At 48.0% G+C, this 12,503-nt stretch carries 11 protein-coding genes; 7 read left to right on the top strand and 4 right to left on the bottom strand.

Annotation, left to right across the window (positions count from 1 at the left end):
- Window positions 1–57: 57 nt before the first annotated feature.
- On the bottom strand, window positions 58–531 hold the full coding sequence (locus tag NH568_RS11620; protein ID WP_253047452.1) for a phosphoglycerate mutase family protein: 474 nt from the start codon (window positions 529–531) through the stop codon (window positions 58–60).
- A gap of 432 nt (window positions 532–963) precedes the next feature.
- On the opposite strand from NH568_RS11620, the gene NH568_RS11625 reads away from it, so the two are divergent.
- The 6 genes from NH568_RS11625 to NH568_RS11650 all read left to right on the top strand — a co-directional run bounded on the left by NH568_RS11625 (window position 964) and on the right by NH568_RS11650 (window position 8,339).
- Window positions 964–2,220, top strand: coding sequence for an HlyD family efflux transporter periplasmic adaptor subunit (locus NH568_RS11625; RefSeq protein ID WP_253047454.1), 1,257 nt, complete (start codon window positions 964–966; stop codon window positions 2,218–2,220).
- Window positions 2,221–2,234: 14 nt separating this feature from the next.
- The gene (locus NH568_RS11630) at window positions 2,235–2,948 is read left to right on the top strand and encodes an ABC transporter ATP-binding protein (RefSeq protein ID WP_253047456.1); all 714 of its coding nucleotides are present in this window, start codon (window positions 2,235–2,237) and stop codon (window positions 2,946–2,948) included.
- A gap of 1 nt (window position 2,949) precedes the next feature.
- Complete coding sequence (locus tag NH568_RS11635; RefSeq protein ID WP_253047458.1) at window positions 2,950–4,263, top strand: ABC transporter permease; 1,314 nt, start codon at window positions 2,950–2,952, stop codon at window positions 4,261–4,263.
- Window positions 4,264–4,275: 12 nt separating this feature from the next.
- Window positions 4,276–5,481 carry an FtsX-like permease family protein gene (locus NH568_RS11640; RefSeq protein WP_253047460.1) on the top strand — a complete coding sequence of 402 codons (1,206 nt, stop codon included), beginning with the start codon at window positions 4,276–4,278 and terminating at the stop codon, window positions 5,479–5,481.
- A 197-nt stretch (window positions 5,482–5,678) separates the two neighbouring features.
- Window positions 5,679–7,022: a sigma-54 dependent transcriptional regulator gene (locus tag NH568_RS11645; protein ID WP_253047562.1), complete on the top strand. Its 1,344-nt coding sequence runs from the start codon at window positions 5,679–5,681 to the stop codon at window positions 7,020–7,022.
- Window positions 7,023–8,339, top strand: a complete 1,317-nt coding sequence (locus NH568_RS11650; protein ID WP_253047462.1) for an ATP-binding protein — start codon at window positions 7,023–7,025, stop codon at window positions 8,337–8,339.
- Here NH568_RS11650 and NH568_RS11655 read toward each other — a convergent pair.
- Entirely contained in the window at window positions 8,301–8,642 is a 342-nt protein-coding gene (locus NH568_RS11655; protein WP_253047463.1) for a hypothetical protein, read from the bottom strand. The two genes, NH568_RS11650 and NH568_RS11655, sit on opposite strands and share 39 nt — an antisense overlap.
- Window positions 8,643–8,757: 115 nt before the next feature.
- Between NH568_RS11655 and NH568_RS11660 the strand changes: the two genes are divergently transcribed.
- Window positions 8,758–10,578 carry an ATP-binding protein gene (locus NH568_RS11660; RefSeq protein ID WP_253047464.1) on the top strand — a complete coding sequence of 607 codons (1,821 nt, stop codon included), beginning with the start codon at window positions 8,758–8,760 and terminating at the stop codon, window positions 10,576–10,578.
- An 87-nt stretch (window positions 10,579–10,665) separates the two neighbouring features.
- Here NH568_RS11660 and NH568_RS11665 read toward each other — a convergent pair whose 3' ends face one another.
- Both NH568_RS11665 and hmpA read right to left on the bottom strand, forming a co-directional pair.
- Window positions 10,666–11,154, bottom strand: coding sequence for a low molecular weight protein-tyrosine-phosphatase (locus NH568_RS11665; protein WP_253047465.1), 489 nt, complete (start codon window positions 11,152–11,154; stop codon window positions 10,666–10,668).
- A 97-nt stretch (window positions 11,155–11,251) separates the two neighbouring features.
- Complete coding sequence (gene hmpA, locus NH568_RS11670; RefSeq protein ID WP_253047466.1) at window positions 11,252–12,430, bottom strand: NO-inducible flavohemoprotein; 1,179 nt, start codon at window positions 12,428–12,430, stop codon at window positions 11,252–11,254.
- Window positions 12,431–12,503 lie beyond the last annotated feature (73 nt).

The following is a 12,503-nucleotide window of genomic DNA, read 5'->3' on the forward strand; positions in this document are numbered from 1 at the left end:
CTGAGGCCTGCCTGATGGCAGGCCTGCTGACTCTGAAATCCCATATACAGGTGCGCTTTAGTTCGAATCCAGTTCTTGTACCGACGCCTTACCATGACCCTGCCAGCTTACGATAAACACCTTGTGAAATTCTTTCTCACTGATGCTGACTGCCTGCCCGCTTAAGTGCTTCACCAGCTCAGGCGTTGTATTACTGTGGCCTGCAACAACTAAGGTACCGGAATAGCCTTTAAGCTGCTGGGCAAAACTCGCCAGCTTACTTGGATCATATACTTCTACAGACATTGAAGTTGCTTTGCTCAATGGGGCCAGTGTCTGCTTAGTACGATTATAGTCTGTTGAAAACAAAGCGGTTGGTTTGTAAGGAATAAGTAGCGTGGCGAGCCGTTGTGCTCTTTTATGTCCTTGCTCGGTTAGCTCTGGGTCCGGGCCGGTCATTTTTTCTGCGTGACGGATCAGCACAATACGCTCAGGTAATGCATAGGAGGAAAGAGAGACCAGGGCTAAGAGCATCAGGGTAATTGATTTCATTTTGTTTGTTATCATTATGATTTAAAACGGCAGTGTGTCTAAACTTGGCCCGGAATTCAAGCTATCTCGATACCGGGTGTATTTCCTTAGCTCACTTATCTCGAAGCAACAGCTCGCCACCACTATCAGTTACACAAGACAAAAAGCACTGTTCAAGCGCGTGCAACCTGTCCGGCACGACAAGGTGAGCGGACACTTTTTCTGTCCGCGGACACTTTTCACTCTATCGTTAAAAAATAAAATCAATATAAAACAAAGGCTTAAAAGTTGGCACGAGTCTGGTATTCATTCTGTCAAACAGATAACAGGACACTTCAATATGTTGACGTTTTTCGGTTTTGTCATTTCACCCTGTCTGATGCTGTTAGCCGGGATAGTGATAAAACAATATGAAGTGAGAAATGAGATGGAATCCAATAGATAGGAGTACTCATGATTAAAGACACCAGTAAGCAGGACTCAGAGGTTAAGCCACAGATATTGAACTGGAAGAAAGTGGTTGGTGTGATTGCTTTATGTGGCACGTTGGCGATCACTGCACAAGCACTCTCAGTGGCCGACAATACAGGCCGCTCTTTTGAACGCGATACACTGCAATTTGCAACTGTATCCCGCGGCGATTTTGTCCGCGATATTCTTGCCAGTGGCCGGATAGTTGCGGCAAATGCACCTCAGGTATACAGCCCCGAAGCCGGGTTTGTTGACCTGCTGGTTAAGGCGGGAGACACAGTGGCTGCGGGCGACGTGATTGCGAGAGTTGTCAGCCCGACGCTCACCAATGAACTTAAGCAACAACAAGCTGAGCTCGCCCGTTTGCAAGATGGACTAGCCCGAGAGCAGCTTGAAGTCAGACGAGAAACTTTGACACTTAACCGCAGCCTGGAGCTGGCCAAGGTGACACTAGATGCCGCTGAGCGGGAAAACCGCCGGGCACAACTTTCCATCAAGAAAAACCTGATCAGTCAGATAGACCTGGAAGAAGCGGTAGACGATTTGGCCCGAGCCAAACTGAACTATCACCACGCTCAGCAAGAAGTTGCATTGGGTAAAGATACATTGGCGTTTGAGCTGGCCGCTGCGAGTAACCTGGTCGAGCGACAGCAGTTAGTTGTTGATGAACTACAGCGCAAGGTGAACGCGCTTGAGATCAATGCGCCTGTGAATGGACTGGTTGGCAATCTGATGGTGCAAACTAAGGCTGCAGTGGTTGCTCAACAGGCATTGATGACACTGGTGGATTTATCGGCGTATGAAGCACAGTTGCAGGTACCTGAAAGTTACGCCAATGAACTCGGTCTGGGTATGCAAGTTGTACTGAAGGTCGGGGCCGGTGAACTTTATGGTAAGCTCTCTGCGATTTCTCCTGAGGTCAGCAATCGGGAGGTCACAGCGAGGGTACGTTTTGAACACAGTGATATTGATGGCATTCGACAAAATCAACGCTTATCTGCCCGTATCTTATTGGATCAAAAAGAGAACGTATTGAAGGTTCGACGCGGTTCATTTATGAACGCCGGTGGTTCAGTGGTTTATCGAATACAGGGTGAAGTTGCGACTCGGATGGATATTCGTACGGGCGCATCCAGTGTCAACGAAGTCGAAATTTTGGATGGTTTGTCTCCTGGCGATCAGATCATCGTGTCTAATTATGAACAATTTGAAAATGCACCCCTAGTGCAACTGAGATAAAAAGGATAACGATAATGCTAGATATGAAAGCAATCAGTAAAGTCTATCAGACTGAAATGGTACAGACTCACGCACTGCGGGATTTTAACCTCCATGTGGCTGAAGGAGAGTTCGTGGCTGTAACAGGCCCCTCCGGCTCGGGTAAAACCACCTTTTTGAATATTGCGGGTATGCTGGAGCCATTTAGCGGGGGGCAGTACTGCCTGGATGGGGTTGATATTGGCAAGCTTAACGACAACGCCAGAGCCGATCTGAGAAACCAGAAAATTGGCTTTATTTTCCAGGGGTTCAATCTTATTCCGGATTTAAACTTGTATGAGAATGTGGAGGTTCCGCTACGTTACCGGGGTATTAAGTCGGCAGAGCGTAAACGTCGGGTTGAAGAATGCCTTGAACTGGTCGGTCTGGCTGGACGGGCAAAGCACTTACCTCAGCAATTGTCAGGGGGCCAGCAACAGCGCGTTGCTATTGCCAGGGCGCTTGCCGGGCGTCCGCGCTTTTTACTGGCGGATGAGCCGACTGGTAACCTGGATAGTCTGATGGCACGTCAGGTGATGGAGTTGCTGGAGCAGATAAACCGTGAAGGTGCAACCATTGTGATGGTAACCCATGATCCTGAATTGGCGCGCCGAGCTCCGCGCAACATTCAGATTGTTGATGGCAGAGTTACCGATTTTACTTTGTATCAGGGTCGCTCGGCTGAAACGCCGTTAGCAGCAGGAGGTTAATATGTTTGTACATTATATTGACTTAGCCTGGCGTAGCCTGCGCCAGACACCCTTGGTGACGTTTTTGATGATTCTGGCCATTGCCATCGGCATTGGGGTGACGATGACAACTTTGTCTGTTTACCACATGATGTCTATGGACCCTATTTCGCACAAAAGTGAACGTTTGTTTGCGGTACAACTACAAACGATGGATGACGGAGAAACCTGGCGAACACCAGATGATATCCCATATCAGCTGACCTATACAGATGCCATTAACCTTGATGCGCTGCCCGGGGATTACCTTCGTGCACCTATGTTGCGCTCTGGCTTTTCGGTTCACCTTAACACGGCATCCAGTAAGCCTTTTATAGAAAACACCCGAGTAACCGGACGTGACTTTTTTACTATGTTCGATCTGACTTTTTTACATGGCAATGTCTGGACTGAAGAGCAAGAGCGTGATGCTGCCCCCGTTGTGGTGATCGATGAGGAAATGGCTAAACAACTCTTTGGTAAGACCGATGTAGTAGGGGAGTCGGTGTTCCTTGGTGAGCGTCGTCATGAGGTAGTAGGTGTTACACAAAAGTGGCGCCCCACAATAAAATTCTATGATTTGAACAATGGTAGCTTTGGCAAGGCCGAGAGAATGTTTGCACCGTTTAGCCATGTTAAAGCCTATGATGTCGACACCTGGGGCAACACCAATGGTTGGAAGTTTGAGGAAACCAGAGACTTTAACGATAAAATGAATTCGGAAATGCTTTGGGTTCAATTCTGGGTGCAGCTCGACACGCCACAACAGCGTCAAGTCTATGGCGATATGCTGATGGCCTACATGCAACAACAACAAAAACCGGGTCGTTTTAACCGAGAAACACTTCAGTACTCGCTACAAGATGTCAACGCCTGGATGAATTACAACGATGTGATCAGTGAAGACAATAAAATTCTGGTTGGCTTGAGCTTTATGTTCCTGGCAGTGTGTGTCGCCAATATTCTTGGGCTACTACTGGCCAAGTTTATGCGCCGAGCCCCTGATGTGGGTGTCAGAAGAGCGCTGGGGGCCAGCAAACGACAGGTATTCTATCAGCACCTGGTCGAGGTTGGTGTACTGGGTTTGTTAGGGGGCAGTTTGGGTGTGTTGTTTGCACAACTTGGCCTGCTTGGGGTACGTCAGACTTACAATTACTACGCCGGGTTAGCCAATATGGATTGGATGATGCTATTGAGTGCACCAGTACTTGCAATTTCTGCCTGTATTTTGGCAGGGCTTTATCCAGCATGGCTCGTTTGTCGAACTACTCCTGCCACACACTTGAAAGTGCAATAGAAGGAACGCCATATGTTTGAATTAAAACCAACTATTAACGCGCTGATGCGTTCAAAATTGGGTGCTGTATTGCTGATCCTTCAGCTCGCTATTACCCTGGCCATTGTTAGTAATGCCGTTTCTATTATCCAGGACAGGTTAACCTATTTGAATAAAGACACAGGCTACCCGGAAGCTGAGATCTTTAAATTTAATGCGCTGAACTTTGATAAAAACCTTGATTTACTTCAGCAAGTTGAGCTGGATGAGCAATCATTGCGCGACCTTAATGGTGTCATAGATGCGACGGCAGTGAGCTCCGTTGTGCTATCTGGTAGCGGCAGCTCAGGTGGCATGCAGCTCAAACCTGAGCCGCAAGAAAGTAAAAGAGTCAACATGGGCTATGTTACCGGTGACGAACATTTGCTAAACACGTTAGGTGTCAAAGTGTCTGAAGGGCGCGATTTTACAGAAGCGGATGTTGTTGTGATTGACGAAAGTGATGCTCGCCCGTCCGTTATTATTGTCAGTCGCGCATTATCTGATGAGTTGTTTGGTCAAGGCAAGGGGTTGGGAGAGACGCTCTATTGGGGCGCCGATCCTCTGACAATCATAGGGATTGTTGACACTATGGCAAACCAATGGCCAAAAAGCAGCTTTGGTACAAAAACGGCGATGATCCCCATGATCAGGGTCGGTAATTTTCAGAAGTTTCTGGTTCGTACTGAGCCACAAGCTAGGGCACAGGTGATGCGTCAGATTGAGGAGCTTATGCTTGCCAGCCACCGTGAGCGGGTAATTAGTGATGTGACTGGCCTGGATCAGAAAAAAGCCCGTTATGATGCTAAGGATGTACTGATGATGCGCATGCTGATGACGCTGATTGTGGTATTGGTTGTCGTGACCGCACTGGGTGTGTTTGGGTTATCCACCTTTAATATCAGTAAGCGCACCAAACAAATAGGTACGCGTCGCGCTCTGGGCGCCAGAAAGTCTGCCATTGTACGCTATTTTGTAGTCGAGAACGCGCTCATATGTAGTGTTGGATTGGTATTGGGCGGGGCAGCGGCGGTTCTGCTTGGACAAAAGCTGATGAATTGGTATTCCGTGCCTGCACTGAGTTATCACTTCATTGCGACGACTGCCGGATTACTGTTGTTGATGAGTTTACTGTCGGTACTGATGCCTGCGCTGCGAGCGGCCAATATATCTCCGAGTATTGCGACACGCAGCGTGTAAAGCACGCCTTCATACGACCAACCAAGGTCCCGGCAATGGCAATTTTGTTGCCGGGACTTGTGTGAAAGCAGGTATTACGCTTTTTGTATGGCCATTACCGACTGATAATTAAGGGAAACATGTTACACTCAAAGGTACGAGGTCGAAAGTAATGGGTATGACAGACCCCCGCATATAACACGAGCATAATAATAATGATGAATAAGATACTCGTTGTCGATGATAACCAGGCTGTGCTGGATGCACTTTCATTGCTGCTGGAACTCCATGACTACCAGGTTGAAACGGCTTTAACACCTTTTGAAGCGTTGCAGATCGTGCGTTATCAGCGTATTTCGTTGGTGATTCAGGACATGAACTTTACGGCTGATACGACCTCAGGAGAGGAAGGCAAAGCCTTGTTCCAGGAGTTACGAACCCTTAACCCTCACTTACCGGTGATCCTGATCACTGCCTGGACCGAGCTGGAAATGGCCATTGAGCTGGTCAAAGCGGGTGCCGCTGACTATCTGGCCAAACCCTGGGACGATCAGAAATTGCTCACCTCTGTCGCCAACCTGATTGCGCTGGGGCAAGCAAAACAACAAAATGAACAACATGAGCGCATTGCCCAGCAGCGTGAAGCATTGAACGCTGGCGCTGATCTGCGAGGTCTGGTTTATCGCAGCGGCGCGATGCAACGGGTCGTGGATATGGCTGTGCAGGTTGCCCGGTCGGATGTTGCAGTGCTAATAACCGGAGACAATGGCAGTGGCAAAGAAAAAATTGCCGAGATCATTCAGGCAAATTCCCCGCTCAGAGATGCGCCTTTTATAAAGGTCAATGCGGGTGCATTGCCACAGGAGCTGATTGAAGCAGAACTATTTGGTGCAGAAGCGGGGGCGTATACTGGTGCAAACAAACAGCGTATTGGACGCTTTGAAGCAGCCCATGGTGGTACTTTGTTTCTCGACGAGATAGGAAATTTACCTTTATCCGGACAAATGAAGCTATTGAGGGTGCTGCAAACCGGGGAGTTTGAGCGGCTCGGTTCAGTCGAAACAAGACGGGTAAATGTCCGCGTTATTTCAGCCACCAATGCGGATTTGCCTGAAGACATTCGGTGCGGTCGTTTTCGTCAGGATTTGTACTATCGGCTAAATGTGATTGAGCTCAATTTACCGCCACTTAAGGCTCGTAATGATGATATTTTGCCTTTGACTTCTCACTTTCTGCCCGGCAGAGAGCTGGCTTTGAATGCAGAAAATGCACTACTAGGCTATGACTGGCCCGGGAATGTGCGCGAATTAGAAAATGCCTGTAAGCGTGCTGCGGTGCTGAATCCTTCTGGCACGATTGAAGCGGAGGATTTTGGTCTTCAACCGGGCACACTGTCTGGTGTAAAGTCGTCTCCCGCTCAGGACAGACAAGAGCCGGAGAAGGCTGAACTGGAAGCAGCTATGCGGCAGTTCCATGGCGTCATAGCGAAAGTAGCCCGACACTTTGGCATGAGTCGTCAGGCACTTTATCGAAGGTTGCAAAAATACGGTATTGATTACTAAATGAAAATTCTCGGATTGTCGATTGCTCAAAAGCTTCATTTAGCGCTATTTATTGCTGTGGCAACTGTGAGTGCGCCCGTGTTTTTCTTTGTACAGTGGCAAACCGGGTTACTGGTTGCTCTGTCTGCATTGTGTGTCGGCGTGATTGTACTGCGTATGCTGACGCGAAAATTATTTGCAGGATTACAGGCGCTTGAGAGCGGTTTACTCAACTTTAAAGACAGCGATTTTTCAACTTTACTTGCTTATCAGAAAGAGGACGAGTTGGGCAGGTTATGTCGTTTGTATAATGAGGCAGCGCAACAACTCAGAGATGAGAAACAGTGGATTTACCAGCGAGAGCTGATGCTGGATAAGGTACTGCATAGCGCGCCTCAGGCACTGCTGCTGACAGATGATAAGGGCATAGTGGTGTTTTCAAATCACAGCGCAAAAACGTTGTTAAACTGTGAGCACAATCTTGAAGGCATGAAGCTCGACAGCCTGGCGCAGCAAGCCAGCCCTGCTTTATATAATGCACTGTCAGGTGAAATGGATGGATTGTTTGAACTACCAGGTGAAGGAGAAGACAAGCAGACCTGGCATTTGTCCAATGGGGAACTTCTGCTCAATAACCAGTTTCACCGTTTGTATATTTTCAAACAACTGACCAGAGAGCTGAACCGCCAGGAAGTGGCGGTATGGAAAAAAGTTATTCGCATCATCAGCCACGAGCTAAACAACTCATTGGGACCGATTTCCTCTATGCTTCACAGTGGTAAAATTTTGGCGAACAAACTTGAGGACACCCGGCTGGAGCGGGTGTTTTCGACCATAGATGAACGGATCCGTCATTTGACCGAATTTGTACAGGGATATGGTAAGTTTGCCAAACTGCCCGCGCCCAGGTTACAGCCAGTTGTGTTGTCCGAACTGCTTGCACAGCTGCAGACTCAATGGCAATTTAACCATACTCAATCGGGTGAATTGCTGGCGCACAAACAGCTACTTGCCGATGCCCCTCAACTAGAACAATTGCTGATCAATCTGCTTAAAAACGCCCATGAGTCGGGTGGTGACGTGGCTGCAATAAAAATTGAAGTGACTTTTCAGGCGAAACACGTTTTGCTGAGTGTGAACGATGCCGGACAAGGAATGAGCGAGCATATTATGGCAAATGCCTTGATCCCATTTTACTCCACTAAATCCAGTGGCACCGGGCTTGGACTTGCGCTGTGCCGTGAAATCGTTGAAGCACATCATGGTGATATTCACCTGAAAAATCGGCCGCAGGGAGGGCTATGTGTTGAGGTTAGGTTGCCGCTCACGACCGTTTGACTGAGGGGTCGGGCAGCCTTGGGTCCTTTCCAGCCAGGAAACCGTATTGGAGGCAACCACAATGGTGCCGGATACGACCAGACTGGCTGCACTGACCAGACCTGAACCGGCCAATATCAGTGCACAAGCCTCTCCCCGACACTGACTGACTGTTTGCATCTGTGCGCTGCTGAGCGTCTTTTTTTTGAGAATCATTTTGCACTTAGGATCGTAATACTGCACCTCTTGAGGAGCAAATAAGCACCCATTTAACAGTGGCAGGCTAAACAGCACGGTACTCACTGTGGTCCGGATTGTTTTCATATCGTCCTCTGATTATCACGCCACTGCGAGTAGGGATCTGTCGGGATGGCTTGAACCAGGTAAAAAAATGCACATACTCAATATATTATAGTATCCACAATTTTTAGACTTAATTATGGCCGATCCACTGGGGCAGGTAAAGCAACTAAGAGTTAAGTTACTGTTATTGTTAGTCATTGTTTTCATCGCATTGGCTGCTTTGGTGCCGTTTGTGATTTCCAGCTTAAATGAACGTAATGCGCTAAATTCGCACATACAATCTATCAAGAAGATCACCAGCGATATTATTTACTACGATGAAGTGCTGACCATGTCTTCACGTATGTTTACCTTCACCCAGGAAGAAAAATGGTCCAGACGGTATCTTAACATCGCTAACACTCTGGATCAGACGCTGTTAGAGGCTGAAGCATTGGACCCTATCATAGCGGATGCAATCGCTGCAACGGCTCAGGTAAACACTAAGCTGATTGAAATTGAATCAAAAGCATTTGCGCTTGCGCGAGCTGGTAAATTGGAGCTGGCGCAGCGTATTCTGCTGGATGATACCTACTTTGCGCTCAAATCTCAGTATCAGGCAACCGTGTTTAAAGCGCTTGATAACATCAGAGCAGTTAGCGAAACTAACATGATCCGGCAAAATGAGTTTAAAACCCATGTTTTGCTCTTATCTTTGCTTGGGCTGGCACTGTTATTTATGGCGTTTATCGCGTACCTGTTCCGCCATAACAGGCAGGCCGACAGATATATGGGGGAATTACTAAAGTCACGCAATGACTCTATCGCTAAATTGAATGCCACCTCCAAGGATTTAGAGCAGGCCAGCAAGGCAAAATCCCAGTTACTTGCCAATATGTCTCATGAACTGAGAACACCGATCAATGGCCTGTATGGCGCACTGCAATTACTACGTAAAGAACCCCAGTCGAACGAAAGCGTATCGCTACTTGATACGGCAACTATGTGTAGCGAGATGCTGTCGACTTTGGTGAATGATATTTTAGATTTTACACAGATAGAAAAGGGTAAGTTGCAACTTGAGGTGCGTGAATTTGACTTGCGTAGAGTGAGCAAAACTATTGAACATATTTTTCGTCAGGAGTGTGAGCAGAAAAAGCTCAGGTTTAATTGCGCATTTAACGTTGAACATCCGTTGAGACTGGGCGACGAGTTGCGACTTAAGCAAGTACTAGTCAATCTACTCAGTAATGCCGTTAAATTTACAGAGCGGGGGCGTATTTCGCTGTCTTTTACTGCTGCTTCAGATTCACAGTGGCTAGCCATTGTTATAAGTGACACAGGGGCGGGCATCAAAGAAGAGGTGCTTAGTAAGTTGTTTACTCATTTTGAACAGGGAGATGCTTCTGCAACCCGGCTTTACAGTGGTGTTGGATTGGGTCTGGCAATCGTCAAATCTTTGGTCGATGCGATGCACGGAACAATTAATATCACCAGTCAATCTGGAAGTGGCACCAGTGTCGAGCTGTCCTTGCCTTTGGCATTGCCTGAAAAAACCACGAAGGAGGCTGACGAAGAGGTTGAGTCAGAGCCACAAAAAACAGACGATGCCACTTTGTTACAAGGCTTATCCATTCTGATTGTAGAAGACAACGCTGTAAACCAGATTATCCTGCAGAAGATGCTGGTTAGTCAGGGGGCTAAAACGGCGCTGGCTGTGAACGGCCAGGAAGCAATAGATAAAATGAGCGCAGATATTCAGTTAATATTGATGGATATTCAAATGCCTGTGATGGGAGGCGTTGAGGCATTTCAGGAGATAAGGTCACAATGGCCAGTTGTTCCCGTGATTGCCGTGACTGCGAATGTGTTTGAGAGCGATATATCCCAGTATATCAGGTTAGGGTTTGACGGGGTGGTTGCAAAGCCCATATCGCAGTCGGTATTAACAGACACGATTCTGACCAATTGTGCCTAATCATTGATTTAAATCTATGAGTTTAGGTCAGATACGAGCCAAAGGCAGCAGCAAAGTCCCCGAGGACAGGACTTTGCTGATAGCGCTTTAATTCTGTTTGCTTAGTTTAGCGATGATGATGTCACTGGCGTGCTCAACCAGATCTAACACCAGTTCAAACCCGTCTGTACCGCCGTAATATGGATCGGGCACTTCGTCTTGTTGCTGCTCGCCAAAGCGTAAAAAAAGCGCCAGTTTATGCTGGTACTGTTCAGGGCATCTGGACTGAAGATCTGCCAGGTTTTGCTCATCAGCGCACAAGATCAAATCAAAGTGTTCAAAGTCCTGTGACTGCACCTGTCTGGCTTTGACAGATGACAGGTCATACCCTCGTTTACGGGCGGCTGCTGCGCTGCGTTTGTCAGGTGGATTGCCCTGATGATAGGCGATGGTGCCCGCTGAGTCGACCTCCAGACTCAGACCTCGCTGGGCTGCAGTCTGTGCCAATACTGCCTCCATGGTAGGAGAGCGGCAAATGTTGCCCATGCAAACAACTAACACTTTGGCAGGCTTACTGAAAATTAGAGAGTCACTCATAGAGGGGTCCTTTTGCTGTAAGTCAGGGTTGCCTGATATAAGCAACCTCAGGAGACTCTCATCTTATCAGACTTTTTAAGTCGATTTTTGGTCGATATTACAGAGTCTCATGAGGCCCGAATACTTCATACAAAATACGTGATTCGTCTACCCCCAGAGCGAGCAATTGTTGCTTGATGTCAGCCATAAAAGGCGTCGGTCCGCATAGGTAGAACTCACCATTCCCAAGCGGCAGAGAGGTACTCAGCGGCGCTAACAACATGCGTCCTGTGTTGGATTTTTCTGAGATTGCACCGGTAGCCCCTTCTTCAATCCAGGTCCAGGTTGTCAGAGCGGGCAGACTACTGGCAGCCTGCGTAAGTTCTGTGCTAAAACTCAGTTGCGAGGGTGAGCGACAAGCATGCAGGAAATGCAGCTCCCCGGAGAAACTGCGCTCAGCCAGCGTGTGCAGCATGGCCATCATGGGAGTGATACCCACCCCTGCACTGATAAGTACTTTAGGCGTCTCGGTGTGTTTAAGGACGAAATCTCCTGCCACAGGCATGATGTCAAGCTCAGCGCCTTCTGGCAGCGAGTGAAGATAACCTGATACCAGATTGTCTCGTTTAACACTGATACGATAAGTGCGGCCATTTGAGGCGTGAGACAGGGAATACTGGCGGATCTGTTGATGATGCTCTGCTGGAATGGAACAACAAATAGCCAGGTATTGTCCTGCCTGATAAGGCATTACAGCCTGCTCATCGCACGGAGCCAGATAAAAGCTTTTTACCAGCTCTGATTCCGTTACAATTTTGCTGATATAGAAACGACGTGTACCCCGCCAGCCGCCCCGCAATTGCTCGGCCTGTTGATAGATACCTTCCTCTTGTGTAATAAACAGATCGGCAAGGAAGGCGTAGGCCTCACCCCAGGCTTTTTCTATGTCGGTATTGAATTGTTCAGGGAACTTTTCTCGTAAGGTTGCAAGCAGGTGTTCTCCGACAATGGGATAGTGATGTGGCGCAATCCCCAAACTGGCATGCTTGTGATTGATCCGGGCTATTGCACTGGTCAGTACTTCGGGCTGATCGATATAGGTTGCGTAGGCCGCCAGTGCATTGAACAGGGCGAACTGCTGTTTGCCCGAGCGTTGATTACTGAGATTAAAGACATCAAGTAATTCAGGGTTATGAGCGAACATACGCTGATAAAAATGCTCAGTGACTTCAACTCCGGCATCAGCCAGTAGTGGCAGAGATTGTTTAACCAGGGTGATTGTTCGTTGAGAAAGCATAAAAAACTCCTAATGGTTCCGCTCCACTCAGGAGCGGTAAAAATGACGCCAGATGGCGTGAAAAGCACGAGAA

It is taken from the genome of Pseudoalteromonas sp. XMcav2-N (genome assembly GCF_024124545.1).
In the GTDB taxonomy this organism is placed as follows: Bacteria; Pseudomonadota; Gammaproteobacteria; order Enterobacterales; family Alteromonadaceae; genus Pseudoalteromonas.

What these genes read in the sequence shown, in the direction of transcription:
- NH568_RS11620 (WP_253047452.1), bottom strand. Translation starts at nt 531, where the DNA reads ATGAAATCAATTACCCTGATGCTCTTAGCCCTGGTCTCTCTTTCCTCC.
- NH568_RS11625 (WP_253047454.1), top strand. Translation starts at nt 964, where the DNA reads ATGATTAAAGACACCAGTAAGCAGGACTCAGAGGTTAAGCCACAGATA.
- NH568_RS11630 (WP_253047456.1), top strand. Translation starts at nt 2,235, where the DNA reads ATGCTAGATATGAAAGCAATCAGTAAAGTCTATCAGACTGAAATGGTA.
- NH568_RS11635 (WP_253047458.1), top strand. Translation starts at nt 2,950, where the DNA reads ATGTTTGTACATTATATTGACTTAGCCTGGCGTAGCCTGCGCCAGACA.
- NH568_RS11640 (WP_253047460.1), top strand. Translation starts at nt 4,276, where the DNA reads ATGTTTGAATTAAAACCAACTATTAACGCGCTGATGCGTTCAAAATTG.
- NH568_RS11645 (WP_253047562.1), top strand. Translation starts at nt 5,679, where the DNA reads ATGAATAAGATACTCGTTGTCGATGATAACCAGGCTGTGCTGGATGCA.
- NH568_RS11650 (WP_253047462.1), top strand. Translation starts at nt 7,023, where the DNA reads ATGAAAATTCTCGGATTGTCGATTGCTCAAAAGCTTCATTTAGCGCTA.
- NH568_RS11655 (WP_253047463.1), bottom strand. Translation starts at nt 8,642, where the DNA reads ATGAAAACAATCCGGACCACAGTGAGTACCGTGCTGTTTAGCCTGCCA.
- NH568_RS11660 (WP_253047464.1), top strand. Translation starts at nt 8,758, where the DNA reads ATGGCCGATCCACTGGGGCAGGTAAAGCAACTAAGAGTTAAGTTACTG.
- NH568_RS11665 (WP_253047465.1), bottom strand. Translation starts at nt 11,154, where the DNA reads ATGAGTGACTCTCTAATTTTCAGTAAGCCTGCCAAAGTGTTAGTTGTT.
- hmpA (WP_253047466.1), bottom strand. Translation starts at nt 12,430, where the DNA reads ATGCTTTCTCAACGAACAATCACCCTGGTTAAACAATCTCTGCCACTA.